This window comes from Amylolactobacillus amylotrophicus DSM 20534 (assembly GCF_001434555.1).
GTDB lineage: Bacteria > Bacillota > Bacilli > Lactobacillales > Lactobacillaceae > Amylolactobacillus > Amylolactobacillus amylophilus.
The window spans coordinates 137469-163729 of record NZ_AZCV01000001.1 but is presented as its reverse complement, the minus strand read 5'-3'; the positions used below and the strand labels follow the sequence as shown (position 1 = coordinate 163729).

32 protein-coding genes and 3 pseudogenes are annotated in these 26261 nt (G+C 44.1%); 8 read left to right on the top strand and 27 right to left on the bottom strand.

The annotated features are described in order from the left end of the window. Positions 1-61: 61 nt before the first annotated feature. The 7 genes from recO to rpsU all read right to left on the bottom strand — a co-directional run bounded on the left by recO (position 62) and on the right by rpsU (position 4292). Positions 62-817: a DNA repair protein RecO gene (gene recO / locus FC62_RS00830; RefSeq protein ID WP_056946191.1), complete on the bottom strand. Its 756-nt coding sequence runs from the start codon at positions 815-817 to the stop codon at positions 62-64. Between the two features lie 3 nt (positions 818-820). Continuing rightward, on the bottom strand, positions 821-1726 hold the full coding sequence (gene era, locus FC62_RS00825; protein WP_056946193.1) for a GTPase Era: 906 nt from the start codon (positions 1724-1726) through the stop codon (positions 821-823). Continuing rightward, positions 1719-2138 (bottom strand): cytidine deaminase, encoded by a 420-nt coding sequence (cdd, locus tag FC62_RS00820; RefSeq protein ID WP_056946195.1) that lies wholly within the window; start codon positions 2136-2138, stop codon positions 1719-1721. The genes era and cdd overlap by 8 nt, the downstream gene beginning before the upstream one ends. Beyond that, entirely contained in the window at positions 2138-2623 is a 486-nt protein-coding gene (gene ybeY / locus FC62_RS00815) for an rRNA maturation RNase YbeY (protein ID WP_056946197.1), read from the bottom strand. The genes cdd and ybeY overlap by 1 nt, the downstream gene beginning before the upstream one ends. Continuing rightward, positions 2610-3587 carry a PhoH family protein gene (locus tag FC62_RS00810; protein WP_371857339.1) on the bottom strand — a complete coding sequence of 326 codons (978 nt, stop codon included), beginning with the start codon at positions 3585-3587 and terminating at the stop codon, positions 2610-2612. Before FC62_RS00810 ends, ybeY begins: the two co-directional genes overlap by 14 nt. Positions 3588-3611: 24 nt before the next feature. Further along, complete coding sequence (locus tag FC62_RS00805; protein WP_056946199.1) at positions 3612-4052, bottom strand: GatB/YqeY domain-containing protein; 441 nt, start codon at positions 4050-4052, stop codon at positions 3612-3614. A gap of 63 nt (positions 4053-4115) precedes the next feature. Beyond that, the gene (gene rpsU / locus FC62_RS00800; RefSeq protein ID WP_054745016.1) at positions 4116-4292 is read right to left on the bottom strand and encodes a 30S ribosomal protein S21; all 177 of its coding nucleotides are present in this window, start codon (positions 4290-4292) and stop codon (positions 4116-4118) included. 172 nt (positions 4293-4464) lie between these two features. Between rpsU and FC62_RS00795 the strand changes: the two genes are divergently transcribed. Further along, complete coding sequence (locus tag FC62_RS00795) at positions 4465-5292, top strand: pyruvate, water dikinase regulatory protein (protein ID WP_057890698.1); 828 nt, start codon at positions 4465-4467, stop codon at positions 5290-5292. A gap of 1157 nt (positions 5293-6449) precedes the next feature. On the opposite strand, the gene FC62_RS00785 is transcribed toward FC62_RS00795, so the two are convergent. The 17 genes and pseudogenes from FC62_RS00785 to prmA form a co-directional block, all read right to left on the bottom strand. After that, a complete protein-coding gene (locus FC62_RS00785; RefSeq protein WP_255313973.1) occupies positions 6450-7373 on the bottom strand; it encodes a deoxyribonuclease IV in 924 nt (307 codons plus the stop codon). Then, positions 7366-8244 (bottom strand): YitT family protein, encoded by an 879-nt coding sequence (locus FC62_RS00780; protein ID WP_056946205.1) that lies wholly within the window; start codon positions 8242-8244, stop codon positions 7366-7368. The genes FC62_RS00785 and FC62_RS00780 overlap by 8 nt, the downstream gene beginning before the upstream one ends. A gap of 60 nt (positions 8245-8304) precedes the next feature. Continuing rightward, on the bottom strand, positions 8305-8847 hold the full coding sequence (msrA, locus tag FC62_RS00775) for a peptide-methionine (S)-S-oxide reductase MsrA (RefSeq protein WP_056946207.1): 543 nt from the start codon (positions 8845-8847) through the stop codon (positions 8305-8307). Further along, positions 8847-9287 (bottom strand): peptide-methionine (R)-S-oxide reductase MsrB, encoded by a 441-nt coding sequence (msrB, locus tag FC62_RS00770; protein WP_054745013.1) that lies wholly within the window; start codon positions 9285-9287, stop codon positions 8847-8849. The genes msrA and msrB overlap by 1 nt, the downstream gene beginning before the upstream one ends. 133 nt (positions 9288-9420) lie before the next feature. Next, the gene (aspS, locus tag FC62_RS00765) at positions 9421-11187 is read right to left on the bottom strand and encodes an aspartate--tRNA ligase (protein ID WP_054745011.1); all 1767 of its coding nucleotides are present in this window, start codon (positions 11185-11187) and stop codon (positions 9421-9423) included. Positions 11188-11204: 17 nt separating this feature from the next. Further along, positions 11205-12491 (bottom strand): histidine--tRNA ligase, encoded by a 1287-nt coding sequence (gene hisS / locus FC62_RS00760; protein WP_054745009.1) that lies wholly within the window; start codon positions 12489-12491, stop codon positions 11205-11207. A 282-nt stretch (positions 12492-12773) separates the two neighbouring features. Then, a pseudogene (locus FC62_RS08440) lies at positions 12774-13043 on the bottom strand (GGDEF domain-containing protein); the annotation flags it as partial. Positions 13044-13098: 55 nt separating this feature from the next. Continuing rightward, positions 13099-13329, bottom strand: a complete 231-nt coding sequence (locus tag FC62_RS08490) for a GGDEF domain-containing protein (protein ID WP_338023371.1) — start codon at positions 13327-13329, stop codon at positions 13099-13101. 360 nt (positions 13330-13689) lie between these two features. Then, a pseudogene (locus tag FC62_RS08485) lies at positions 13690-13926 on the bottom strand (NAD(P)/FAD-dependent oxidoreductase); the annotation flags it as partial. Between the two features lie 14 nt (positions 13927-13940). After that, positions 13941-14207 carry an FAD-dependent oxidoreductase gene (locus tag FC62_RS08430; protein ID WP_054745001.1) on the bottom strand — a complete coding sequence of 89 codons (267 nt, stop codon included), beginning with the start codon at positions 14205-14207 and terminating at the stop codon, positions 13941-13943. Beyond that, positions 14138-14509, bottom strand: coding sequence for an NAD(P)/FAD-dependent oxidoreductase (locus tag FC62_RS08500; RefSeq protein ID WP_141322547.1), 372 nt, complete (start codon positions 14507-14509; stop codon positions 14138-14140). Before FC62_RS08500 ends, FC62_RS08430 begins: the two co-directional genes overlap by 70 nt. 107 nt (positions 14510-14616) lie before the next feature. After that, entirely contained in the window at positions 14617-15231 is a 615-nt protein-coding gene (locus tag FC62_RS00740) for an EAL domain-containing protein (RefSeq protein WP_082611556.1), read from the bottom strand. 135 nt (positions 15232-15366) lie between these two features. Next, the gene (gene dtd / locus FC62_RS00735; RefSeq protein WP_054744997.1) at positions 15367-15813 is read right to left on the bottom strand and encodes a D-aminoacyl-tRNA deacylase; all 447 of its coding nucleotides are present in this window, start codon (positions 15811-15813) and stop codon (positions 15367-15369) included. Further along, complete coding sequence (locus tag FC62_RS00730) at positions 15813-18086, bottom strand: RelA/SpoT family protein (RefSeq protein WP_056946209.1); 2274 nt, start codon at positions 18084-18086, stop codon at positions 15813-15815. Before FC62_RS00730 ends, dtd begins: the two co-directional genes overlap by 1 nt. Positions 18087-18103: 17 nt before the next feature. Further along, positions 18104-18436, bottom strand: coding sequence for a hypothetical protein (locus FC62_RS00725; RefSeq protein WP_054744996.1), 333 nt, complete (start codon positions 18434-18436; stop codon positions 18104-18106). A 3-nt stretch (positions 18437-18439) separates the two neighbouring features. Then, complete coding sequence (locus tag FC62_RS00720; protein ID WP_056946210.1) at positions 18440-19183, bottom strand: RsmE family RNA methyltransferase; 744 nt, start codon at positions 19181-19183, stop codon at positions 18440-18442. Positions 19184-19210: 27 nt separating this feature from the next. Further along, positions 19211-20155, bottom strand: a complete 945-nt coding sequence (gene prmA / locus FC62_RS00715) for a 50S ribosomal protein L11 methyltransferase (RefSeq protein ID WP_056946211.1) — start codon at positions 20153-20155, stop codon at positions 19211-19213. 75 nt (positions 20156-20230) lie between these two features. On the opposite strand from prmA, the gene ybaK reads away from it, so the two are divergent. The 3 genes from ybaK (at position 20231) to FC62_RS00700 (ending at position 21708) form a co-directional block, all read left to right on the top strand. Continuing rightward, entirely contained in the window at positions 20231-20725 is a 495-nt protein-coding gene (gene ybaK / locus FC62_RS00710) for a Cys-tRNA(Pro) deacylase (protein ID WP_054744989.1), read from the top strand. Positions 20726-20763: 38 nt separating this feature from the next. Beyond that, positions 20764-21087, top strand: coding sequence for a DUF960 domain-containing protein (locus FC62_RS00705; RefSeq protein WP_054744987.1), 324 nt, complete (start codon positions 20764-20766; stop codon positions 21085-21087). A 132-nt stretch (positions 21088-21219) separates the two neighbouring features. After that, complete coding sequence (locus FC62_RS00700; RefSeq protein WP_054744985.1) at positions 21220-21708, top strand: DUF2975 domain-containing protein; 489 nt, start codon at positions 21220-21222, stop codon at positions 21706-21708. Here FC62_RS00700 and FC62_RS00695 read toward each other — a convergent pair. Continuing rightward, positions 21705-22064: a DUF1801 domain-containing protein gene (locus FC62_RS00695; protein WP_056946213.1), complete on the bottom strand. Its 360-nt coding sequence runs from the start codon at positions 22062-22064 to the stop codon at positions 21705-21707. The genes FC62_RS00700 and FC62_RS00695 overlap by 4 nt on opposite strands. Before the next feature lie 102 nt (positions 22065-22166). Here FC62_RS00695 and FC62_RS00690 point away from each other — a divergent pair, with 102 nt between their 5' ends. From FC62_RS00690 to FC62_RS00675, 4 genes are all read left to right on the top strand, one after another. Continuing rightward, complete coding sequence (locus FC62_RS00690) at positions 22167-22688, top strand: GNAT family N-acetyltransferase (RefSeq protein WP_236693754.1); 522 nt, start codon at positions 22167-22169, stop codon at positions 22686-22688. A 124-nt stretch (positions 22689-22812) separates the two neighbouring features. Then, positions 22813-23520, top strand: coding sequence for an AzlC family ABC transporter permease (locus FC62_RS00685; RefSeq protein WP_054744981.1), 708 nt, complete (start codon positions 22813-22815; stop codon positions 23518-23520). Continuing rightward, positions 23507-23839: an AzlD domain-containing protein gene (locus FC62_RS00680; protein ID WP_054744979.1), complete on the top strand. Its 333-nt coding sequence runs from the start codon at positions 23507-23509 to the stop codon at positions 23837-23839. Before FC62_RS00685 ends, FC62_RS00680 begins: the two co-directional genes overlap by 14 nt. Before the next feature lie 379 nt (positions 23840-24218). Beyond that, the gene (locus tag FC62_RS00675; protein WP_054744977.1) at positions 24219-24563 is read left to right on the top strand and encodes an MmcQ/YjbR family DNA-binding protein; all 345 of its coding nucleotides are present in this window, start codon (positions 24219-24221) and stop codon (positions 24561-24563) included. 22 nt (positions 24564-24585) lie between these two features. Here the strand turns inward: FC62_RS00675 and FC62_RS00670 are convergent. Together FC62_RS00670 and FC62_RS00665 are read right to left on the bottom strand one after the other, a co-directional pair. Next, positions 24586-25587, bottom strand: a pseudogene (locus FC62_RS00670) (aldo/keto reductase). Between the two features lie 32 nt (positions 25588-25619). Then, complete coding sequence (locus tag FC62_RS00665; RefSeq protein ID WP_056946214.1) at positions 25620-26258, bottom strand: NAD(P)H-binding protein; 639 nt, start codon at positions 26256-26258, stop codon at positions 25620-25622. Between the last annotated feature and the right edge of the window lie 3 nt (positions 26259-26261).

Below are 26261 nucleotides of genomic sequence, written 5' to 3'. Positions count from 1 at the left end.
TATGATCATCAAAATCACAATTACTATTATAGCACCGGCTGTGGTAATTGCCTACTGCTTTTCACCAAAAATGCATTGAATCAATAAACGTCTTCGTCTTCAAGTTGAGATCGAGCGTCTGACGATAGATTCGATCTAGCGCATTCAAGACCTCACGCAGTAAGGCCGCAGATACTGAAATCTGGCCCAGTTGGACAATCTTAATCAGGCCCAGTGTCCGCATCAAACCTACCGCCTTAGGACTTAGATGTAACCTTGTTGGTACCTGGTTAAAATGGTCCGAGCAGATGACGCCCCCTAAATCAATCGAGTAATCGAATTTCCCCTGCTGCTTTCCACAGATGATACATTCACGTAGCTGTGGCCCCACACCAAAAATGGGGAGCATTTGAAGCTCAAAGAGAGCGAGCACCGCTTCTGGATTGACCGTTTGATTAAGCAATTGTAGACTGGTCCGAACAAGCGTAAAGCTCTCCCCCACATCCTCGTATTCAACGAATGCGTGATCAACCAGGTCCAACATGTAACTTGCGTATGCATTTAATTTTAAGTCAGTAAAGAGTTGGTCAAACGTCTGTACATGCCCGGGTGCGCGCAATGTGCTGATTCCTGCTCCATTCGTCATGATCTTGTAATCACCAAAAGAAAAATTCAGAGTGGCAGCATTTAATTTTGATTTAGGCTTTAACGCGCCCTTAACTGCAATAGAAAAAAGCCCGTCTTTTTCGGTCAAAATCCGGGCGAAGACGTCCGCCTCGTTCGCAGCGCGTCTTTTATAGATAATTCCTGTCACTGTTTTTTCTTTTTTGGCTTGCATGAACTACAAATCCTTCAGATTATACCCTACCCTGGAAAGGAAGAGAGGATCCTTTCGCCAGTTCTTCTGTACTTTGACCCAAAGCTTGAGATTAATCTTCTCGCCCAGCAGCTCCTCAATTTCTCGGCGTGAATTGATGCCAATCTGTTTGAGCATTGACCCGCCACGGCCAATCACTATTGGCTTCTGGGTGGCGCGCTCGACATAGATAGTGGCATCAATCTGTAACTTGCCGTTAACCCGCTGGTTCATCTGTTCCACGATAACAGCAGTTGAGTGGGGAATCTCGTCTTGAGTGAGGTGGAGAATTTGCTCTCGAATCAACTCACCCACAACGAAATACTCGGGTCTGTCAGTAATCTGGTCCTCATCGAACATCTTTGGACCTTCCGGCAGATACTTCTGAATGGTGGCCAGTAGATCCTCAATATTATTCCCCTGGGTAGCTGAGATTGGAATAATTTCTGCAAATTTACCAATTTGTTGGTAAGAATTAATAATATCCAGCAGGTCATCTGGGTGAACTAAATCAATCTTATTGATTACAAGAAAAACCGGTACGCTGATTTTCTCTAGCATATCCGCAATATAACGGTCCCCAGGACCAACTTTCTTGGGCTCGGTTAGAAATAGTACACAATCTACTTGCCCAAATGTGGTGAAACTGGACTCATCCATGTATTGATCAAGGTCATTTTTGGGCTTATGGATACCCGGCGTATCAACGAAAATTATTTGTTGCGTGTCAGAGGTATAGATACCCTGAATCTTGTTCCTAGTCGTCTGCGGCTTGTCGGACATAATAGCAATCTTCTGACCGACAACGCGGTTCATGAGAGTCGACTTACCAACATTTGGTCTGCCAATTAGCCCGACAAAACCGGAGCGGTAGTTATTATTGTTAATCATTTAAATCCTCTTTTTTAAAGTAGTATGGTAGTAACTCTACCATGGTCATGTGTTTAACCGCACCGGTCAAATTGGTTAAAGTAATGGTAGCATCACTTGGCAGAAATTCCGAAAGCACCTGACGGCAAGCGCCGCACGGTGAGATTGGATCATCCGTACCACCAATAATCAAAAATTCACTGATTGGATCTGCTAAGGAACCGGCACTAATGTAATTAAAGATGCAGGAGCGCTCCGCACAATTTGTTAAGCCAAACGAGGCATTTTCGACGTTGACGCCCTTGAAAATTTGACCAGATTTAGTCCGTAACACCGCCGCCACCTGAAAGTGCGAGTATGGGACGTATGCGTGCTTCATCTCAGCTTGTGCAATGTTGTATAATTCTAACTCTGGCTCGGTTAACTTGTCCATTAGCGCTCCAATCCATACTCATCAAGAATTTGGTTTTGCAGACCAATCATCTCTTTTTCCTCACCTGGATCGATGTGATCATAGCCATTCAAGTGGAGAAATCCATGGACCAGTGTGTAGCCAAATTCCCGCTTAAAGCCATGGCCATATTCTTTACCGTGCTCTTCAACGACCTTTGGTGCAATGAAGAGGTCGCCGATGTCCTCGACAAAATCGGGGTCATCTAAGAAATCACTCATGTCAATATCGAATCCACCATCTTCAATTGCAAAGCTAATGACATCGGTTACGCGATCTTTGTCCCGATACTCTCGATTAATTTTCCTAATTTCATCGTTTGAGACAAAGTTGATGCTCATCTCTAACTTGTTGGTCTTAGCGATTCTTGTATAAGCCAGATCAAGTAATTGCTCAATCCAAGTCTGCCAGTTGGCATCCGTTAAAAAATCAATCTCGTCATTAAATGTGATATCAATGTTTGTCATTCAAATCGTCTCTTTCGTATGCTTCAATTATTTTAGCTACAACGGGATGGCGAACCACATCGTTGAAGGTAAAATTCACGAATTCAATTTGTTTGATGTTATGCAACCGATCTTGTGCTTCAATCAAGCCACTCCTGTGATTTCCCGGTAAGTCAATTTGTGTTACATCACCATTGATAATCATCTTCGAGTTGAAGCCAAGTCTAGTCAGAAACATCTTCATCTGGGCTTTGGTGGCATTCTGCGCTTCATCTAGAATCACGAAAGCCTCATCGAGTGTTCGCCCCCTCATATAGGCAAGCGGCGCAACTTCAATCGTGCCCCGTTCCATCAAACGGTTGGTCGTCTCGGTTCCGAGAATTGCGTACAATGAGTCATAGATTGGCCGCAGGTAGGGATCAACCTTGTCTTTCAAATCGCCCGGTAGAAAGCCGAGACTTTCGCCGGCTTCAACAGCAGGTCTTGTCAGAATAATCCGACTAACTTCACCCTTCTTGAATGCGGAGATGGCCATGACAACGGCAAGAAATGTCTTACCAGTTCCGGCAGGTCCTACACCGAAGACAACATCTTTCTGCTTAATTGCCTTAACATACCGTCTTTGGCCGAGGTTCTTCACCCGGATTGCGCGTCCCTTGGCATCGTGGATGAGCGTTTCCGAATAAAGGTCAAAGAAATACTCAAGCGTGCCCTTCTCTGCCATCTTGAGCGCGCTGACCACGTCTGTTGCGCCAATCGTAATTCCATGATTCACGACATTTTCCAGTTGGCTTAGTACAGCGATACCAGTTACGACGTCAGGCGGAGCACCATGTAAGGTAATCGTACTACCCGTATCGGTTGCTTGGATATTTAATGCTTCCTCCAGAATCTTGAGGTTACTATCGTTCACCCCAACTAGACTCGCAATCGTTGCAGGTACTTTGGGTGTGTATACGTTCTTTTCAGTCAGTTTGTCTGTCAAAAAAAGCCTCCGTCGGGAAAAATTTTAACTTAGTTTTTGGTTGACCAACTGGTTAACTAGGCCACCATCAGCTTTACCTTTAACCTTAGGCATCAAAGTCTTCATCACTTTACCAAAGTCAGCCTTACCTGTTGCGCCAGTTTCCTCGATTACTGAGTCGATTAGTTTACCGACTTCCTCAGCAGACATTTGGGCAGGCAAATAACGCTCAACGATTTTCATCTCTTCTTGAACCTTTTCAACTAAGTCGGTCCGATTACCCTTCTCAAATTCTGCGAGTGAATCTCTTCGTTGTTTCATCTCGGTCGATAATACGGCAACTTCCTCTTCCTCAGTTAAGTCATGGCCAAGCTCAATTTTTTTATTAGCTAAAGCTGACTTGATCATGCGAATTGTATCGAGCGCCACTTTGTCGTGAGCCTTCATTGCCGTCTTTAAGTCATTCATAATTTGTTCGTTTAACATTTTATTCTCCTAGAAAAAAAACTCCCATAATGAACCAAAAGGTCAATATGAGAGTTCATGAAATTAGTATTTCTTACGCTTACGAGCTGCTTCTGATTTCAACTTACGCTTAACACTAGGTTTTTCGTAATATTCGCGTTTACGGTATTCTTGCAACGTACCACTCTTAGAAACGGAACGTTTGAAACGACGAAGAGCATCATCAAGAGACTCGTTTTCATGAACGACTGTCTTAGCCATGTGATATCCCTCCTTCCGTTTTCTAGGTCATCTGACCAGAACATCTGACAACAATTATAGCGGAGTTCAAAACAGCGGTCAACTGCTTTTGTCTATTTTTTTCTATATTTTTTAAAGTAAATTGATATACTTAAGATAACAACATAGATTATAGAAATTAAGAGGATAAAGCATGAGTGAACAAGTTAACGTTGTCATTATATCAGATTCCGTCGGTGAGACAGGATTTAAATTAATGCAAGCGGCATCAGCGCAGTTTCCGAATACAGATTTCACCTTTAATCGTTACCCCTTCATTACGACCATGCAGAAGTTACAGGCTGTCCTGACTGAGAATCAACATCAAGATAATTTACTAATTGCACACACGTTACTTTCGAAAGAACTAAATGATGAGGTGTTTCGCTTTGGTCGGGCCAACAAAGTCAAGACCATTGATTTAATTACCGATGCAATCAATGTGATTGGCAAGCTAACTAACGAGAAGCCAAGCGGTGAGTCTGGTGCAATCCATCACCTGACACAGAAGTATTTCGACCGCATCAGCGCCATGGAATTTGCTGTGATGTATGATGATGGGAAAGATCCTAAGGGGTTTCTCAAGGCCGACGTGGTGTTGCTGGGTGTTTTGCGAACCTCAAAGACCCCCCTATCGTTGTTTCTCGCCAACAAGAATCTAAAGGTCGCAAACTTACCACTTGTACCGCAGGCCCATATACCCGATGAAATTTTTAAGATTAATCCGACTCAGATCATTGGCCTGACTAACGATCCAGCAGTGCTCAATCGCATTCGACGAGAGCGCATGAAGGCCTACGGTCTGAACCCGGATACGAGTTATTCAAATATGAACGAGATCAATGCTGAACTGAAGTTTGCCCAAGAACTTTACGACAAGCTGGGATGTTACGTCATCAATGTTGCAAACAGAAGCATCGAGGAAACTGCCGCTCTAATCATGGCGCACCTCGGTATCGATGACTTCAAACAGCAACTCTAAGCAATTCCATCCTGATTTCAGTTAAGCATTATTTGGACATGGTATTAACCAAAAAATTAATAGTATGCGTTATTTCAATGCTAATTGGCTAGAATGAATTCGGCAATCAACCGGAGTCATTCTAACCAATTTTTTTGTTTCCTTTATTCAGAATCATCTAGACCCCAATGCAATACGTTTAATAAAAGAGCCGGAAAATTTCGGCAGGAGCTCAATAACTATTCTCCATAACCATACGTTCATCGTGAAAAATACTACATTTATTATAAATTGTTTCCTTTTCTGAAAAAGGTATTATAATAAAATTTAATTAAACAAATTAACGGGGAGTGTAAAATATCTTGTGTAAACTCGTCTTCGTATGATGAAAGCTTGACTCTTAGTCGAACATTGATTCAAGTGTATCTTGGCCATTTTCAACTCGCTATGTTATTCCCTCTGACAGGAACCTTAACTCAACTAGTCACAGAACTTGCAAGGCAATTTCTGGTTAACCAAGACGTCAACCTAACGTTAAATAATGATCTTATCTCTTCGTATTACTTACTTGCAATTCGTTTCGCATCCTCGTCGACTATTTTTATGATGTATTTTATGTTTGTAAATGCAGTATTGATAAATCGTCAGCTAAGAAAACAATTCTTCCAGCACCATACTGTACAGAACATCATATTTTTGTTACTTTCTTTTTTATTAATCTATACACTACTAACACCCGTTATATACCAAGTTCCCCTAGAAATGCACGACATTGCCCATTTTATTTGTGTCCTGCTTGGCATTATCGTATCCTCAATTTTGCTACTGATACTTAGAAAAAGAGGTATTCACAACCATGAACGGGCCATGGGCAACAATGCGCACGCCTATTAAAAATACAGAAATCCACATTAATTGAGGCATATTAGGCTTATCAAAAATAATTCAAGAGTCGTTTCATTGCACCAATCATAATCTTCTTCATTCCTTTGGATGTTGAAGATCTTTTTTTGTTTAAGTACCAAGCTCAGGAGAAGTTACCTGAATAAGCTGCAAAGTAGCCTTTTTATCCTGCTGCATGAGTCAAAGGCTCCTATAACTATAGTTTCATAGCCAAACTACCAAAAAGTGGTGCAGCCATTCCCGTCGGAATGATTACACCACTAATGTTAGTAAGTTTATTTGTTTTCTGCCAGTACATGTTCTGCAAGTGCGGGATCAAACGTTTGTTGACGTAACTCACTGATCTCAAATTTATATGGTGAATACTTCTTTTTCGGATTCGCAGGATCCACAATTAGCGGCGTCTCCATGATCTTTGGAATCGACTTCAGCTCAGGAAGGTATGCTACAGTATTCAACAGCTGGAAGCCTAATTCACCATAGCCCAGATTGGCGTGTCTATCTTTGTGCGAATTTAAGCCAAATTTTGAGTCGTTCAAGTGAATTGTTGAAATTCTGTCCAAGCCCACTATCTGATCAAACTGGGTCAACACACCTGAAAGATCGTTCTTGATATCGTAACCGCCATCGTAGACATGACAGGTGTCAAATGTGATGGCCAGACGATCATTGTGGCTAGTCTGTGTGATAATTGAAGCAAGTTCCTCAAATGTCTTACCTACCTCTGTCCCCTTGCCAGCCATGGTTTCAATCGCAATTGTGACCTTCTTAGTTGCAGTCTGGCCTAAGATACGGTCAAGCATCTGAGCAATTTGCTTGATGGCTGCTGCACTACCGGCTCCAACGTGTGCCCCAGGATGGAAACTAATAGTACTTGCGCCAATTGCCTCTGCGCGTTCTAGCTCACCTAAGAGAAACTCTTCGGCAAAACCAAGGGTCTCGGTCTTAATCGTATTACCAAGATTGATGATGTAAGGTGCATGCACAACAACCGGTGCAATCTTAGCCTCTTTAAGCAGCGCTTTACCAGCTTCGATATTGAAGGCAGAAAGCTCCTTCCGCCGAGTATTTTGTGGCGCACCCGTAAAGACCATCATCGTATTTGCACCATTTTGCATAGATTCCTCGGCAGCGCCAACCAGCATCTTTGTGCCACCCATGCTGACATGACTGCCAATCAGTAAATCAGAATTAATCAACTTCTACCTCCTTAAATCGTCCAAGAGTTTTGACAGTTTCCGTGATGCTGACAAAGGCATACGGGTCGTTTTTACGGATAATCTGTTCGATGTCATAAATCTCATAACGCGCAACAATCGTTATCAGAACAGTCTTTTCCGTGTGACCAAACGCACCCTCGGCGTCATGAATAATAGTGATACCACGGTGCATTCGCGCCTGAATACTATCAATGATTTTCCGCGATTGACTAGTCACAATGAGTACCTGCATCCGTTGGTGCTGTGTGTAGATCATGTCGATCACTCGACCGTTGACAAAGATACTGATGGCGGTGTATAACGCATGAATCCAGCCAAACGTGACACCAGCAAGTGCAACAATCACTAGGTTAACCGCAATATTAATTGTGCCGAAACTTCTCCCGGTTTTTTTACGGAGGATAATCCCGGCGATATCGAGTCCACCAGTAGAGATCCCACTCTTCAGCGCAATCCCAGTACCAGCACCGTTAATGAGTCCACCAAAAAGTGCGCACAAAATCGGATCAAACTTGATCGTTAGCGGTGGAATCAGGTGCATCATAATCGAGCCCAGGAGTACCGCAATCATTGAAAACATCGTGAACCGATGCCCAATCTTAAACCACCCGAGGAAGAATAACGGAATATTCAACACAAAGTACATAATTGAGGTGGAGAGGACAAACGGAAAATACCGTTCAGTGAGGGTTTGCACCACTTGCGCAAATCCCGTCACCCCACTCGCATAAATGCCCCCCGGATGCCAGAAAAAGTTCAAAGCAATCGCCACCGCAATTGAATAGAAGAAGGCGGCGGTGACTTTAGAGATTAAATTGTGTTGGCGCGACATCTGTGTCAAATGATCCATAAATTGACTTCCTTTAGGTTCTTACAGTTCATTTTAACAAATATCGCGCAAAGATAAAGCTTATTTATGCCAATGTTTTTTGATAAATTCACTGCGGCCACCGGCCTCTTCTAGCGCATATCTAGTAGGATCCTTCTTGTAGAAGTCCTGGTGATACTCTTCTGCTTCATAGAAAGGCTTCGCAGGTTCAATTGTGGTCACAATCGGATCATCAAAGCGATTACTTTCGTCCAGTTGTTGCTTTGATTGTTCAGCGATTTGTTCCTGCTCAGTCGAATTGTAGAAAATAACTGGGCGGTACGAATCACCACGGTCTTGGAATTGGCCACCCGCATCTGTTGGATCAGTCACCTGCCAATAAAGTTCCACGAGTTCAGCGTAACTTATTTTGCTTTTGTCAAAAGTAATCTTTACGGCTTCTGTGTGCCCAGTTGTGTGCGAACACACTTGCTCATATGTTGGGTTTGGCACATGTCCACCAGTGTAACCAGAACGTACTGAAACTATTCCCTCGTGTTGGTCAAAGGGCTCGACCATACACCAGAAACAACCTCCTGCAAAAATAGCTGTATCAATATTAGAATTTTTCAGTTGCTCTGTCATTATTCATTTCCCCTATCAAAAAGTTCGAGATAATCACCATAACCTGCCGCCGTAAGTTGCTCAACCGGGATAAAGCGTAGTGCAGCAGAATTAATGCAGTAACGTAGGCCACCACGGTCCTCCGGGCCATCTGTGAACACGTGACCTAGATGCGAGTCAGCTTCTTTACTACGCACCTCCGTCCGTTCTTGCATTAATTTTGTATCACGCTTCTCAGTTAACTTTACAATTGGTTTCGTGAATGAGGGCCAACCACAACCGGCATCATATTTATCCGTTGAGGAGAACAACGGCTCACCGCTGACCACATCAACGAAGATTCCGTCTTGCCAGAAATCATCGTATTCACCACTAAAAGGCATCTCTGTTGCAGCGTTTTGGGTGACCTCGAATTGCTCCTTTGTCAGTCTTTCCTTTAAATCTGCTTGATCTTTGTGCATCATCTGACCTCACTTTTCTGCTTGAACATCTTATTGTTCATGATTGTATGTTTAATTATAGTTGTTTACAAGTAATTTGCGAATAAACAGTTCGGTAAATTCCGTTATTTAAAAATAAAATAAAAAAGCAAGACTAATCCTGCTTTTCCACCTCTAAACCGAGCTCATCTAGTTGTTTAGCATCAACGGGTGCTGGGGCCTGCATCATAGGCTCACTTGCCTTTGAGTTCTTCGGAAATGCGATTACATCACGAATGTTTTTCCGATCCGCCAGAAGCATGGCAAATCGATCGAGTCCGATTGCCAAACCGCCAATTGGTGGGAAGCCGTAGTCAAGCGCCTCTAAGAGGAACCCAAATTGCTCTTCGGCCTGCTCCTGCGTAAATCCTAACGCATGCAACATTTTCTCCTGGATCTCTCTTGTGTGTATTCTGATTGATCCACCACCAAGTTCGTAGCCGTCTAAGACGATATCATAACTTCTCGCGTGGGCCGCGTGGGGGTCACTATCAAGCAACTTCACACCGGCATCGTCCGGCATTGTAAATGGATGGTGGGCCGCAGTCCAGCGCTCATCACCCTCATCGTATTCGAAGAGCGGCCAATCAACTACCCAAGTGAATGCAAATTGAGATTCATCAATCAGGTTAAATTCCTTAGCGAGAGCAGTTCGGAGATAACCAAGGCTGTCAGCAACCACCTTAGCACGATCTGCCACGAACAGTACCAAATCGTCGTCCGTGACGTTTAATTTATCGGCCAACAAAGGCAACTCATTTGGTAGGAATTTGGTAATTGGCCCGCTAAATTCGCCATTAGTAAACTTCAACCAAGCGAGACCTTTTGCACCAAAGCGTTTGATGTAATCTTGTTTTGTATCAATTTGCTTCCTGGAATACTGAGCAGCAGCGCCCGGAACCACAATGGCCTTAACCTGACCACCATTAGCAACGGTACCAGAGAATACCTTGAAATCACTATTCTTAACTAAGGCGGAGACATCTTGTAACTCCATCCCAAACCGTAAATCCGGCTTGTCGGAACCAAAGCGGTCCATCGCTTCCTGCCAAGTTAGCCGCGGAAACGGTAGCTGCACATCAACACCCATGACGTCATGCATCACTTTTTGAAGCAGTCCCTCAGTCAGAGTTTGAATCTGTTCCTCATCGAGGAAACTAGTCTCTAAATCAATCTGGGTGAATTCTGGTTGCCGGTCGCCACGTAGATCCTCATCACGGAAGCAACGGGCAATTTGATAATAGCGGTCGAAACCAGCACCCATCAGTAATTGTTTAAACAGTTGAGGTGATTGGGGCAACGCGTAGAAGCTGCCCGGATAAATGCGAGATGGCACCAGATAGTCGCGCGCACCTTCTGGGGTTGATTTACCCAAGATTGGTGTTTCAATGTCGATGAATCCTTGCTCATCAAGATACTGATGCGTTGCTTGCATAATCTTTGCTCTTTTGATGATTGCTGCCTGCATCTCTGGCCGACGTAGATCTAAGTAACGGTACTTTAACTTAGTTTCCTCCGTTGCTGTCGTGTCATCCTTCACATCAAATGGCGGTGTTTTAGACTTATTGAGCAGCTCAAGTTCAGAGACCTCTACTTCAATCTGGCCCGTCTTCATCTGGTCATTGACTGCGCCCTGACCCCGCTTTACAACCCGTCCGTGAACCGTAATCACGTCTTCGGCACGCAAAGACTCTGCACTAGTAAGTAGCGCGGTCCCACTTGCCTGGCTCACAACCAGCTGGACGATGCCCTCGCGGTCCCGCAAGTCAATGAAAACCAGATTACCTAAGCTGCGGGCCTTTTGAACCCAACCGTATAACACAACGTCTTGATTCAGATATTCTTCTGTGATTAGGCCACAATAATTTGTTCGTTGATCCATTATTTTCAGTATCTCCTCTAATTAAATTGTCTCAAGACATTTTGTAAGTCTGTTTCTATCTGGTCAAAAGTGGTCGCGACTTGCTTGCCGTCTGTCAACCTTTTCACTGCAACCGACTTCGTAGCAATCTCTTCATCACCCAACGTGATGACATATTGGGCATTTGCCCGAGTAGCTGCCTTAAATTGAGCCTTCAATTTACGTTGCTCCACGTCGTATTCCGCGCTAAAGCCTGCACTTCTAATACTTTCTGTTAACTTAATTGTTGGTACAATTGTGTCGTCGCCAACATTTGCAATAAAGAAATCAATTCCTGATTCCGCGAACAATTGTGGATTCTGGACGTTCAAGACTAAGAGAAGGCGTTCAAGGCCAATACCAAAACCGACAGCCGGCGTCTGCGGACCCGAAAATTCCGCGACGAGATCGTCGTAACGACCCCCACCAAGAATAGTAGACTTGCTGTGCCAGAGCTCTTGATCGTCAACCATGAATTCGAAGATCGTACCGGTATAGTAGTCAAGTCCCCGGACCAAATCATCGTCTAGTTCATAATTTACGCCAAGTTGTGTCAGAGTATCAGTAATTAGATTAAAGTTGGCTTTTGATTCATCGTCCAGATAGTCAATAATTTTCGGTGCATCTGGAAGAAATTGTTGATCTGCCTCATCTTTAGAATCGAGAATCCTCAAAGGATTCGTCGTGAGGCGGCGTTTTGAATCCGCGCTGAGTGAGTCAACGAGCGGTGTGAAGTAGGCAACTAGGGCATCATGGTACTTTGCCCGCACATATTTCGTACCTAAGCTATTGATGTGTAATTCGTAATTTTTCACGCCGAGAGTCTGCAACAGCTTGTAACCAAGCATGACAACCTCAATATCCTGCAGAGCGTTACTTGAACCGAATGATTCCACACCGATTTGGTGGAACTGCCGTTGACGTCCCGCCTGGGGACGCTCATAACGAAACATCGGTTCGATGTAGAAAAGCTTATATGGCTTCGCGTATTCTGGTCCATACAATTTATTTTCAACAAACGAACGCACAACGCCAGCTGTACCCTCGGGACGTAGGGCTAGCCTTCTATTCCCCTTATCCAAGAAATCGTACATTTCCTTCTGGACGACATCACTCTCTTCACCACTTGAGCGCGCGAAGAGCTCGTAGTTCTCGAAGATTGGGGTGCGAATCTCCTGATAATTAGCTTTTTGGAAAAAGTTCCGGGTAATCTCCTCCACCTTCTGCCATTGTCTGACAGTCTGGGGTAGAATATCTACGGTTCCCTTTGGTTTTTGTAATTTCATTTAATCTCCTCCAAAATAAAAAGCACCCTTGATTAATTCATCAAGGGCGCATTCCTACGCGGTACCACCTTAGTAATTGCTACGAATAACGCTCGCCAAACGGTTTAATCTCAAAAGTTGTCACGAGCGTTTCAATAGCTTTACACCGACCAGCTACTCTCTGTCTTTTTTGCTCTCAGTCTTTCTCATTGATTAATTACTTAATTGGTATCTAGAATACTTAATTGAACAGGCCTTGTCAATACTCATTCGGTGTTAAACCGAAATTTCATACCGAAGCACCTAAAATTCGTTATTTTGAACAGTTAAATTATTTCGGCCCCGGGCCTTTGACCGGTAAAGCATTTGATCAGCACGCTCATATAAATCCTCCGGGCTATAATCTGCTAGGCTGGTCTGTGCGACGCCAATGGAAATAGTGACGATTAATTCCTCACCATCCACGGAGGTAAAGGTCATCTTATTCAGACTTTCCTTCAACTTTTCTGCAGCACATGTTGCCTCTTCTAAGCTACAATTCGGCAGAACAATATTAATTTCATCACCGCCAACACGGTAGCTTTTGGCACTCTTGAAATAACCTGCTCCATCACGGTACTAGCCTCCGCTAACCGCGGTTACCTGTAAAGTGGCCAAAGCCGTCATTCAGATTTTTGAAGTGATCAATATCGAGGGCAATCATCAAGAGTGGCTCTTTTGTCTTCTGCCAATGCTTAAAATTGTTCGCTAATTGTTCAACAAATGAACCGTAGTTATTTAAGCTGGTCAACCAATCGGTGTTTGCCTGCTGTAAAATGGTGTCCACATAAATATCCTCTGCATTAAATTGTGAGAGCATGAAGTAGACGAGTCCATCGAGGATAATTAAAGAGCTAGAATAGAAAAGAGCTTCGCTCAAGCTAATCATTCCCATTCCGGGCACAACACCATTTTTGAAAGTGGCTAAGAAATAGAAGATACAAAAAAGAATCAATGCACTTGCATGGAGCACAATCGTGCTGACCTTTTGTTTTCTAATTAATATCACCATGATGCCTAAAAACAGTTGAACAACAATGAAAATGGCAACGACAGGAATAGTAAGTCCCGTGTTTGCCAGTGTATAGTCAAAGAAACGTAGTGCAGTTTTTCCTTGTTTGCCAGGAAACTTCTGCACGTGGCCAAACACGTTTCTACCCGCAATGTAACCTTGCTTCACGGCGTTCGATGCTAACGGAATATACATATCTTGTTTTAGTGGATTATAAGTGATTGCCGCTGAATCACCGGCGGCTAAAATGTCCGGTTCAGAGGTCTCAAGCCATTCGTTCGTCAACAGCGCACCAGTTTTGTCCATCTCGACCTTACCAAACAATAATTCAGTATTTGCCAAGAAGCCAGTGCAGACAATTACTAGATCTGCGGTAATCTGCCCTTGCGCGGTATTAATGAGTACCTGCTTGGTCCCATTTACACTGCCAAAGGAGTTTTAACCCGATGACCTAAGCGAACGTCTACCCCATGTTGTTGCAGTGTTTCTACGATTTTAAGCGACATGTCTGCGTCTACGTAGTTATTAAGCAATTGCTTATTACCCTGAATTAGCGTTACTTGGTGGTCTGTGTTGGCATAGGCCTCGGCCAGTTCAATCCCAATAAAGCAGCCACCTACAATCGCGATATGCTGGTTGTCTTTCGCGCTATTATAGATTGCTTTTGCCTGCTTATAACCATACACAATAGCACCTTATCGTTATCTATGCCCGTTAAAGGAGGTACCTGAACATAAGAACCCGTGCTCATAATCAACTTATCGTAAGTATCTGTCACAACCTTTTTGGTGCTCATGTCTTGCACGAGTATGGATTTTTCTTTTGGATTGATCTTTAAAACGTCGTGCATAGTCTTGACTTTTGCGCCAATACTTGCCAGATGCTCCGGTGTTTCGTAGAACATATCCTCAAGTTTGTCGACGACTCCCTCTAAGTATAAAGAGATACCACACGACAGAAAAGAAACGTTGTCATTTCGTTCATAAATAGTTAATCAGTGTCTGGATGATTCGTTATAATTTCTTTCGCGGTTGAAACACCAGCGTGTGTGCAGCCAACTATTACTAACTTCATCTTATTCCCCTTTTCTTTTACTTAATTATCCGGGTCATCATCAAGTAGCTTCAAAATATGTGGCTTACCATAATAGTACCCTTGTCTTAACGTGATATTCATTTTATTCAACAGTTGATCTTCTTCCTCACTCTCAATACCTTCAAGGATAAATCTTAGGTTGTTCTTCTGTGCTAAGTCCCGCAAGAAAACTATTTTGTCTTGAATTTCCTGGTCAAAAACTGACTCTTCAAAGTTTTGTAGCGCAAATTTCAGTTCACTCAAGTAAGGCATGAATCTGTCGACGTTATCCAGCTGGTTCAAGCCAGTGCCAACGTCATCAAGCGAGAGTTCAATGCCCCGTAACTGATAGTTAACTAGTGCTTGTTGTAAATCTTCAAAGTTAATTTCAACAGGATTATCCTCCTCAGTAAGCTCCACGACGAGTTTTAGGGGGCGCAACAGATTTTGTACATAGATAAGCGCTTCATTAATCTCTGACGTTAATAGCTGCTGCCGGTTCAGATTAACGGACACGTAACCCACCTTCAAGGCCAGTTTCTGCATACTGCCAATTAGAATACTAGCAATTGTCTTGGCTGGAATCTTACTGAAGTCTGCTAGCGGGCGCCATCCATCAGCTGTGTTAACCTTCATTAAAAGCTTATAGCCAACAGATGTTATTTTTCCGCTTTTTGATGATTATTTTTTCAGCAGTTTTGATTGCTACAAAAAAACAACCGAAATGGTTGCCTTATTCTCATGGTCCTAGAAAAACTAATAATTATTTATTTAACTAACCCGTTCCTCAAATATAATCGTCACCGGTCCGTCGTTGTGCAGGTTAACCTGCATATCCGCGCCAAATTCACCGGTTTGAACCAAAAGACCGTTGGCACGCAATCGGTCATTGAATTGCTCAAATAGCGGTTCTGCAAGCTCGGGCCGCATTGCTTGTGTGAAACTCGGCCGGTTACCATGGCTCGTGTCCGCCAGTAGCGTGAATTGACTGACAGAGAGAATCTGGCCAGCCACATCCGCTAACGCTAGGTTCATCTTGTCATTTTGGTCACTGAAAACACGGAGTTTCGTGATTTTGTCAGCAAATTTATGTGCTAAGGATAGTGTATCCCCCTGCTCGATTCCGACGAGTAGTAGAAAACCCTTACCTATCCGGGCGATTTGATTCTGGGCGACCGTGACGCTAGCTTCTGTAACGCGTTGAACTACAATTCTCATTAGCTATCAGACCTCTTCGCTTCATAGACATTTGGCACATCTTTAATCCTCGCCAGGATTTCCTCTAAGTGTAAGGCGTTTTTCACTGCTACTGTGACATAGATGTGTGCCATGTTGTTGTTATCAACTTTACCAGTGATACTTGCCAGGTTCTTAGACTGTGAATTCAAAGTTTGGAGAATATCATTCAGCAAACCATTACGGTTGAAGCCATAGATTTCAATGTCGGCGTTATAATTCTGCTCTTTTGCAGCATCATTCACATTCTCCCAGGCAACATCAATCAACCGACCATTAGTCCTGTCTTCCTCTTTGATATTCTTACAATCATTACGGTGGATGGTCACACCGCGCCCACGCGTGACGTAACCCACAATGTCGTCACCAGGTAATGGATTACAACACTTAGCCAAACGGATCAAGAGGTTACCAACGCCTTGGATCATGATGCCGTTGTCGTGTTTGATCTTCATTGGATCTGAAGACTTCTGCCTGTCGTTTTTATTCTTCTTCTGGGCCTTCTTCGGTTCCTGTTTTTGGTCGGGCTCAGAGGTGTTGGTAAGAATAGCCTGCTCCATCGACTTTTGTTTGTCAGATTGCCGTTTGCGCCGTTCCTTCTCTGTCAGCTTATTAGCCACCACCAGTGCGGTAACTTCACCATAACCAATTGCACTAAACAATTCGCTCTCAGTACTAAAGTTAAATTTCATCAGCGCAATCTGCATGTGTTCTTTGTCCATGTAATTCTTAGGTAAAAAGCCTAGATCACTTAGCTGATTCTCAAGGGCAGCAACGCCTTTCTCAACGTTCTCGTCCTTTTCCTCGCTCTTAAAGAAACGCTTAATTTTATTGCGGGCGCGACTTGTCTTGACGATATTAATCCAATCTCGGCTAGGACGGGCATTACTCTGAGTCAACATCTCGACGATATCACCGTTTTTTAGTTGGTAGGTCAACGGTACAATCTTCCCGTTGACGCGCGCACCAACCGAGTGACTTCCGACCTCGGTGTGGACTAGATAGGCAAAATCCAGGGGAATCGAACCCTTTGGCAGCTCGTACACATCGCCAGCTGGCGTGAAGACATAAACGCGATCCGAGAAGATGTCTCCTTTCACGCTCTCCATGAATTCGTGCGCATCAGTACTCTCGTCTTTAATCTCCAGGATCTCCCGGAAGATATCAATCTTTTTGCCGGCTTCATCGAGCTTAACGGGATTCTTGACTCCTTCTTTATACGCCCAGTGGGCGGCAATACCATACTCGGCAACCTCATGCATCTGTTCGGTCCGAATCTGAATTTCTAGTGGCTTAGCGCCGGGTCCAATAATCGTTGTGTGCAGTGACTGATACCCGTTCGCCTTAGGCACCGCAATGTAATCCTTGAACCTACCAGGCATTGGCTTCCATTTAGTGTGGACTGCGCCCAAAACCGCGTAGCAATCCTTGACCGTCTCGACGAGGACTCGAATAGCAAGCAAGTCATATAATTCATTGAACTGCTTGTGTTTGTCCTTCATTTTTTTATAAATTGAGTAGATGTGCTTGGGCCGCCCGTATATTTCGTACTTAATACCGAGCTCGTCCAGCGTAGCGGTGATTACATCGACAGCGTCTGCGATATAACGTTCACGCTCGTCACGCTTAGACTTCATCAAATTAACTATCCGGTAATATTGTTGGGGATTGATATAGTGGAGACTCAAATCCTCCAGCTCCCACTTGATCATACTGATACCTAAGCGGTCGGCTAGTGGTGCATATATTTCCAGTGTTTCATCAGCGATTCTACGCTGCTTATCTGGACGCAGGTGGTCCAGCGTGCGCATGTTATGCAGACGATCAGCCAGTTTAACCATGATTACCCGCAAGTCTTGCGCCATTGCGATGAGCATTTTGCGGTGATTCTCAGCTAGTTGTTCCTCATGTGATTTGTACTTAATTTTACCCAGCTTAGTCACACCATCAACGATAGCGGCAACGTCTTTCCCAAATAATTCTGACACGTCACCCAGTGTAATATTGGTGTCCTCGACCACATCGTGGAGATAGCCGCTAGCAACTGTCTCTGGATCCATCTTCAGTTCCGCCAAAATACCGGCAACTTGAATAGGGTGAATGATATAAGGTTGACCCGATTTCCTAATCTGGTCGTGATGCACGTATGAGGCGAACTCGTAAGCCCTCTGGACGAAAGCTAGGTGCTCGTCATTCATATAAAGACGACAAAGTTCAATGACGTCTTCTTGCGTTAGTTCTTTTGGTTTCGCCATTTTAAATTTGTCCCCTTTTAACGATAATTATTATGGTGATTATAGCCCAATACGGAAAGCACCAGGTAAATTAAGCCGAAGAAATAATTATAATCTGCATAACGAATCAAGACCGTGACTGAAAATACTACCGGCCAAAACAGCAACCAGAAAATATTCAATCTCTGTTTTTTGACCCAATAACCAATGAAGTAAGAGATTAAAAAGTTAAGCGCAATAAAAATCCAGCCCACTCGAAGCGGTACCTTAAGTCCAAATAATCCCATAACTAGTGCAAATAGGACCGAGAACAAAGAAAGATATACAATTACGGCTGTTTTTGACTGCAAAATATGTTTCATAGTTTGCATCGATTAACTCATCTCCAATTGATATGATAAGGCGCTCAAGAAGTATAATGGGGCAGTTTCAACGCGTAGAATCCTATTACCAAGCGCAGCGGCTTTAAATTGCTTGCTTTCGAGGAAGCCAATTTCCAGAGGCGAAATACCCCCCTCAGGCCCGAACACCATGATGATTCTCTGGCTCGGCCTAAGTGCGGTCAGAGCCTCGCGTAGAGCGGAGTGTTCGTGTTGCTTCGCAGCTTCTTCATAGGCAATCAATCTCGTATCGTAGTCGGTAAAGCTCAACTCGGACAGCTTATCGATTAATCTAACTGTTGGAATATTCTCACGGCGAGACTGCTCTGCTGCCTGTTGTGCTATCTTCTGGTAACGACTTAATTTTTTATCTATCTTATCACTTTTGATGCGTGAAATTGAGTAGTCTGCATTAAAAAAGATGATATGTTGCACGCCCATCTCTGTGGCTTTCTGAATAATAAACTCATTTTTGTCGCCCTTACTAGTACCAACCACAATCGTGGAACTTACTGGTAACTCCGGATTAAGTACCGCTTCCCGGACAACCTTCACGAGCACCTCATTACCCTTTAGTGCCATAATCACTGCCACGTAGGCATTGTGCTCGGCATCAACTAGTTCAATCTCGTCACTGACTTGGCTCCGGCGTACCTTAACGATTCTGTGGGCAATCTCACCGTCCAGAATAATCTGGTCATTAATCGAAGCCGTTTTTTCGATAAAATAATGCTGCATCTCAGCCACTCCTTTATAAAAAATAACCTAATCTTGCTGGCGTTCTATCAGTAAGGCAACCCAACGCTCTTGTTGGACCCGAATTGTAATCGAGAAACCATGTAGCCTCAGTGCTTCCTCTAATTTAGGCAACTGATCTTGATCAATGCCTGACATGATTACTCGACCTGTTGCTGCTAGGTGTTCCGCTAACTGCTCGGTTAACGGGAGCAACACCTCGGTCAGAATATTAGCGACAATCAAATCGAATTGCCCAGAGACATTGTTTAGTAGGTCACTTTGAACTAATGCTATTTTACTACTATTATTCAATCCAATATTCTCTTTTGCGGCGGTCATTGCTTGTTCATCGATGTCTGTCGCTATCACTTGGTCTGCACCTAACTTCTCAGCAGCTATACTGAGAATGCCCGAACCCGTCCCTACGTCTAGGACCCGTTGGCGCGCTCTTAAGGCCTTTTCAATGAGTAAAAGCGCCAGCTGCGTGGTAATATGAGTCCCTGTGCCAAAGGAAAGCCCCGGATCAAGTATGATAGTCTGCTCGTCGGGCAATACTGGCGTGTAGTCCAGCCATTTAGGTACAATCGTGAGGTTTCTGGTCACGTGCACCACGTGATAATATTGTTTCCAGCTCTCGCTCCAATCCGTGTCTGCAACCACCTGTTGCGTAATTTGACGTGTACCCGTTTGGAGACCATAAGACGCTAACTCTGCTAACTTAGCCTGAACCAGAAGCTGCAGCTTGTGGGCATCCTCTGTAGCATTAAAATAGCCAGTGACCTCGATGTCTTCTGGCAAAGCTGCAACAGAAGCCAAATCAATAGTCTCACCGTGGCTTCTGTTTGGTACGGCAATAAAGTCACTGCGCCGTCTAACCTCCACCCCTTGAGCTAATAACTCGTTGGTAAGATACTCCGTTAGAGCTTCCTCGGCTTCTTGTGCGGTAGCGATAGTTAGTTGTAATAATTTCATGGTGGCTCCTTTTAAAAGCGGTCTATTTTGACAGTAAAAACTTCCCTTGCTAGAATAACCAATGAGGTTAAACTAATGTCGAAGAAGAATAAAATTGATAAAACGCTTGTAGAGAAGATTCTTGATCGGAAGAAAATTGCCTACGAACAGGTTACTTTCGAGACTCAGCGTCACGGTAACGTGGCTGAGATGGATACTACTAGTCTAACCGAAGATGAGCGATTGGTCTATAAAACATTGGTTGCTTCTGGCAACAAAACTGGCCCAATTGTCGCAGTCGTTCCGTTAGACCACCACCTCAGCTTGAAGAAGTTCGCCGCGGTTAGTGGTAACAAGAAGGTAGAGATGCTGCCGTTGAAAATTTTGGAACAAACGACGGGCTACGTCCACGGTGCCAACACACCGGTTGGCATACACGAGCAGAAACATTTCCCTATCTATATCGAACAAACAGCGAAGGATCAGCCTTTCATGGTGGTTTCGGCTGGTAAAATCGGTCGCAGTGTGAAACTAAATCCGCTCGATCTACAGCAAGTCACTGCCGCTACTTTCGCTGACCTCAAAGAGTAAGCACTAGATAATAACACAAAAATGAACTAAGAAGAGAGATGTTAGAAACCATGTTCGCACAAAACTCCCCAAGATTCGCTACTTATGCCGTAATCGACCGCATCCCTGGTCGCATGATCGACACCGTCTGGTACCTAATTGACCAGAATTTAACCGGTGTCGTCAAGCTAGGCAACCTGATTAATTTCGATATCCTAGCCGACCAGGATGGCAAGGCAGCGATGATGTTCTCCCAGAAGAACAATCCCCTGAAGATTAAATTTGATTTGCCCATCAAGTACGATCCATCATATCCAGCGTCCTTAGTTGTATATGATGATGGGGTTAACCAAACCGTGATGCTCCCAAGCGAGGTCAAGTAGTCCGACTACTGGCCTTTTTTTGTAAATTTTTCTAAAAATTAAACTGTGCTGTGGCTGTCACCAAAAAGAACGACTATGATGACAATACCATAGATAACACAGCGATTCTTGCACTAAGTTAGGAGTGAAATTATGACTAAATTGATCAGCAACTTTTTACGACTCGCATTAATTGGCATTACAGGCCTTATTTTGTTTATCAGTACCTTGATCGGTCTGGAAGGAATTCCGGCGTTAGTCGTGACTTATCCCACCCACGCTTGGCTGTTCTACACTATCCTCACTGGAATTTACGTCTCAGTAATCATCTTCCTTTACGGCATGTATCAGGCTTTCAGGTTGCTACGTAATTTCGAGCTGCAGGACACTTTTTCGGTCAAGACCAGCCTAAGATTGGCCAAGATTAAGTATGCGGCCTTAGCAATTGCGATGCTGTATTTCATCGGCAGCCCATTCGCGTATATTTGGGCAGACTTCGAAGACGCACCGGGAGTGCTGCTCATTGAACTAATCTTTTTAGGTCTGGCGCTCGCTGTTACCGCGTTTGCCAAACTCGCCCAGTCTATCGTGATTGAGGGCACTAATAAAATCAATAGCGCTGAACAGCAGAAACTTGCTTAGTTAAATGCGTGTTCAATCAGGCTGGTGACTGCAGTTTCGTCTATTGGTCTGCCAGGAACTATCTTAATGTGCCGCATCGTTTGTCCCGTACCGGTTAATAATCTCTTCGAGTCAAACTCTAACAAATCTACCCCATACGTGAACCCAAGGTTCACGTATTTTTTAGCTACTTGGATGTACATTTTCTGGCCGCTTTCTGGGAGCTCGTAGCTTGGCATAGACCACTTATGGTCCTCAATCACTGCCGAATTACTCTCTAGAATCAGTAAGCGATACTGCTGCACAATGAGCGCTAGCTCTTCTGGAAGCTTACTAATCAATTCATCGACTTGTGCATTCGCCCTTCGTTCTAGCATTAGTCTACTCCTCCTTTGACTATCATTTACCGATGTTTTATGATGACTTATTATGAATAGATTATCTGATTTTATAAATTTTAATGCTGGTGGAGGCTTCATTTGAAAGTAATTATTGACCGAATCACAACCAACCAAATTAAAGAACTCATGACGATTAGTCGTGAGACATTCACTGATACCTTTGGTAGTGCGAATGATCCGCAGAATTTGACACAATATCTGGATTCCGCTTATAGCGCTCTTCAGCTTCGAAGTGAACTGAATAATGCTGACTCAACCTTTTGGTCAATCACCGTTGACGGGGTATGGGCTGGTTACTTGAAACTCAATATTGGTCAAGCGCAGTCTGAAAACTTCGGAGATGCGGCTCTTGAAATTGAGCGGATCTATGTCCGCCGCAGATTCAAACGCCAAGGATTGGGTACAAAGTTGTACCAGCTTGCGCTAAACCAGGCAGAGCAACTAGGCAAGACAAGGATTATCTTGGGAGTTTGGGAGCATAATGAGCCCGCGCAGAAATTCTATCAACGGCTGGGATTCCACCAGATCGGTGCCCATACTTTCCAATTGGGCACGGATGCCCAGACAGACTACATTATGGAGAAGAAGCTAACGAATTAACCTGTTTCACCACTTGCACCATTTATCTCAGTGGCTTTTTTTGTAAGTGTTCGTTGACCTTAATCTCCCCTATCCCTAGAATGAGGATAATTCTCATCAATCAGCCAGGGAGGTAGCAGGATCAATGAACGAGCAACTGACAGTCAAAAGTGCCATTAAGGAAACATTACCAACTGTTTTTGGCTATGTGGGTATCGGCATGGCGTTCGGTATTATTGGGCGAGCAAGCGGCTTTAGTCCCGTCATCGTCCTACTCATGTCCCTCTTTATCTACGCTGGATCGGCTCAGTTTACGACTGTCAGCATGCTTAGTGGGGGTAGTCCAGTGCTCTCGATTATCTTAGCTACTTTTCTCGTCAATTCGCGCATGATTCTCATGAGTACAACACTCACCAATTATTTCAAAAACGCACCATTAAGGCAGAATATCCTGCTGGGAACGCTCCTCACCGACGAAAGTTTCGCCCTCTCGATGAACAAGCAAAATTATACACGGGGACAACTGAACTTCACGTGGATTAACACGGCAAACTTAATCGCGTATCTCAGCTGGGTTCTTTCCTCGGTGATTGGTGCGCTCCTTGGCGGTATCGTGGCTGATCCAAAGTTTCTTGGCCTAGACTTCGCGATTGTTGCGATGTTCATGGGACTAGTCTATCTTCAGGTGATTGGCGATAAATCTTTGAAACATGGTTTGCAACTTGTGGTGATTGTGCTGACCTGCGTGTTAACATACCTGGCACTGATTTTACTGCCAGCAAACCTCGTCATTATTGTGGTGACCTTATTTGGCTGTTCGTTAGGAGTGTGGTGCAAGCATGCTTTCTTCTAACACAATCATTCTGACCATTATCGGTTGTTCAATCGTCACTTGGCTCTCGCGTATTCTGCCGTTTGTCCTGTTGCAGAAATTCACGCTCCACAGCAGAATAATTGAATTTCTCCAATTCGTGCCAATTGTCATCATGTCCACGCTCTGGTTTAGCTCCCTATTCACCCCACATCAAGGCCACCTACCACAGCTGAACCTAGCATACTTACTGACCACGATTCCGAGCTTCCTCGCTGCTGTTATCAGTAAGAGTTTATTGGTGATTGTAGCTGTTGGGATCATTTCACTAGCAATTATCCGTAGTCTAGGCATTGCCTAGGCTTTTTTGGTGGCAAAAAAAAGATCGAGTTTCTCCACTCAACCTTTTACTGAGATGATTCAAATTTTTTATTCGCCGAAGCGTTCCTGTTTCTGCACGTTGACTATCCAGTTCACACCAAACTTATCCACCAGATTAACCTGCAGACCATCGATATCGATGACAGAGTGCATGATCAGATTTTTGGCATCTGCCGAGACTTCGTTTGGAAGACTTCCCCGTAGAAGTCCAACGCTGCCTGCGCATTACCAGCAAAATTCAAATAAATATTCATCTTAATTTGCCTCCATTTTTAGTGGTAACTGTTTTTGTAAGCGCATTCTTGCATATAATAAAGTTAGAACACCAGAAATATGATTTAAATAAAGGGAGCAAACTGATGAATAAACGTGAATTAATTGACCTAGTCTTACACGAGACAACGTCGTTTGAAGATTACCCGTTCAATGGCGAACATAGTCATGAGACAATCGAATGGACCGCCATCAAGCATCTAAGTAATAAGAAGATTATCGCACTGATCTTTGAGAAGGATCATGAGCTATTAATTGACTTAAAGCTGACGCCTGAGCACGGAGAAATTATGCGTAAAACTCGGGGTGTTTTTCCGGGCTACCACATGAACAAAACGCACTGGAACACCATCAGTGTCAATCAGACCGATGTCGGTCTCACAGAGCTCGTCAACATGATTCATGAAAGTGCTGTGCTAACAGGTAAATAACGGTGGGCCAACAAACTTATTTTTATCGATCGACGAGAATTGTCCCTGCAGCCGGGTTTTGCGTAAGTGACCCTACTACTTCGTGTGGTTGATACGGCTCCTCTAGGTAAGCCAGTTCGTCGTCCGTCAGATGAACATCAATGGCTGCCACAGCGTCGTCTAGATGCTTTATTTTAGTCGAACCAATGATGGGTGCGGCCACTCCTTTGACAAAAAGCCAAGCAAGAGAAATTTGACTCATCGAGATTTCGTGTCTATCAGCTAACTCAGCAACTCGCGCAATAATTTGCAAATCATTCTCCTTGGCACGGTCATACTTACCCATGGAAACTCGGTCAGTCTTACTTCGTAAGGTGTCCGCTTGCCACTCACGCCTACTCAAATGGTCTGCAGCCAATGGGCTATACGGCATCAAGGAAACGTCAAACTGCTGCGTCACTGGAATTAACTCGCGCTCATCTTAACGATAGAGCAGATTATAATGATTCTCCATCGTCTGAAAGGTCTCCCAGTGGTTATCTAGCGCTACCTGCTGCAAGTTATGAAATTGATAACCATACATTGCAGAAGCACCAATCGCCCTTACTTTACCAGATTGAACTAGTTGATTGAGTGTCGCCATCGTCTCCTCAATAGGCGTTTCATAGTCAAATCTGTGAATGATGTACAAATCGAGGTAATCAGTTTGCAGTCTTTTCAGTGTTCCTTCTATTTCGCGGTTAATCGCATCTTTTGCTAAACGTCCCGGATTAAAGTAAACCTTTGATGCCAGCACGACTTTCTCGCGTGGAATGCCTAGCTGCTTGATTGCACGACCAAGATATTCCTCACTGGTTCCTTTTGAATAGCTATTCGCTGTATCAAAGAAGTTAATACCGCTGTCTAGCGCGTGCTTAATAACTTGCTTACTTCCTTTCTAATCAAGCGTCCAGTCATGCATTGTTCCAGGTTCCCCGAAGCTCATTGCACCAACACAAATTTTAGAAACCTCAATATCTGTCTTGCCTAATTTCGTATATTGCATCCCTAATACACTCTCCTCTGCAGGGACCTTAGCTATTCAACACTACTAAGGGCATCTGCGATAGTCTTGTCACCTGTACTCATCGCAATCACATGACCAATAGTATTATCGTGTTGCAAGATTTCCGCCAAAGTCTGGGCCACATCTGGAATTGGGTTCGTAGTAGCCAGGTCAGTGACTACGCTAATTCTGCCAGTGCCAGATTTCTCGGTTAGACTCGTCGGCTGAAGAATCGTGTAATCAAGCTTGGTTTGATTAACTAGGTAATTATCGGCAAAAAACTTTGCAACATTATAATCCATCAAATCGCGCAGTCCCTCACGGTGCCATTGCTCTGGTTCAAGCGATGAGTTCGAGCTGAGCATCACGTAGCGCTTGATTCCGGCCTGCTCAGCGGCCTGCATTGTTTTCACTGCCCCAAAGGCATCCGTCTGCAGTAGATCCTTGCCGCGTGAACCCGCAGTGAAATAGACCACAGCACTACCTTTCATCAGTTCAACCAACTCACGTACTGGTGCATGCAAGTCCAGGTGGACCGGCTTTACTGCTGGTAACTTGACAATTTGCTCCTCGTGTCTGGCACCCGCAACGACGGTATGACCCATCTCTACCAAATCTTTAATTAACTCCGTAGCAACACGTCCTGAGCCACCAACTACAAAAATTTGCATATC